The organism is Pseudoroseomonas cervicalis ATCC 49957, from assembly GCF_000164635.1.
Classification (GTDB): Bacteria; Pseudomonadota; Alphaproteobacteria; order Acetobacterales; family Acetobacteraceae; genus Pseudoroseomonas; species Pseudoroseomonas cervicalis.
Genome location: NZ_GG771167.1, coordinates 1 through 716, shown reverse-complemented (window position 1 = coordinate 716; position 716 = coordinate 1). Strand labels below are relative to the sequence as shown.

1 pseudogene is annotated in these 716 nt (G+C 79.3%); it reads right to left on the bottom strand.

From position 1 onward, the window contains the following. Window positions 1–716, bottom strand: a pseudogene (locus HMPREF0731_RS22380) (hypothetical protein); the annotation flags it as partial.

The window sequence follows — 716 nt, the reverse complement described above, 5'->3', positions numbered from 1 at the left end:
CCAGGGCGGCCAGCAGGGGCTGGTCCGGCGCGGCCTCGGCGCGCGGGCGGCGGCTTTCGCGCAGGGCGGCGCGCAGCGCCAGAACCAGGGCCTGCCACAATTCCTCCAGCGGCGCGGCGGGCGGCGGCAGGGGAAGGGGCGGGCTGGCCCAGCCATCGCCGGCCTCCTCCCATTCCGTCACCAGCGGCGTGCCGGCGAAGCGGGGCAGCCGGGCCAGCAGGCGGCGATCGGCGCCGAGGGCGAAGGCGCCGCCAGCCCAGATCCGCGCCCCCCAGGCGCCGAGCGGAGAGACGCCCAGCATCGGCAGGCCGGTCTCCACCACACGCGGCACGGCGGCATCCACCGCCGCGTCCTCGGCCTCCCGGAGATAGGGCGCGCCGGAGAGGTGCAGCAGCAGCTCGGCCCCGGTCTCGGCCAGGGTCTCGGCGATGGCGGGGTCGGTGGCCTCCGCCCCGCTCATCACGCCGAGGCGGCAGGAGCGGAACACCATCGGCCCCGGCGCCGGGCCTGGGGTGAAGACGCCAGCACCGGGCTCGGCCGGGTGGAAGAGGTGCCGGGCGCGGCGGGTGAGCACCCTGCCCTCGCCCAGCAGCACGACGCCCTGGCGCAGGGCGTTGCCCTCGGCCCAGGCGGTGCCGGTCAGGATGCCGGGGCCGCCACCGCCCGTGCGGGCGGCGAGCGCCTCGATCCCGGCCGCCTCCGCCGCCAGCCCGGCG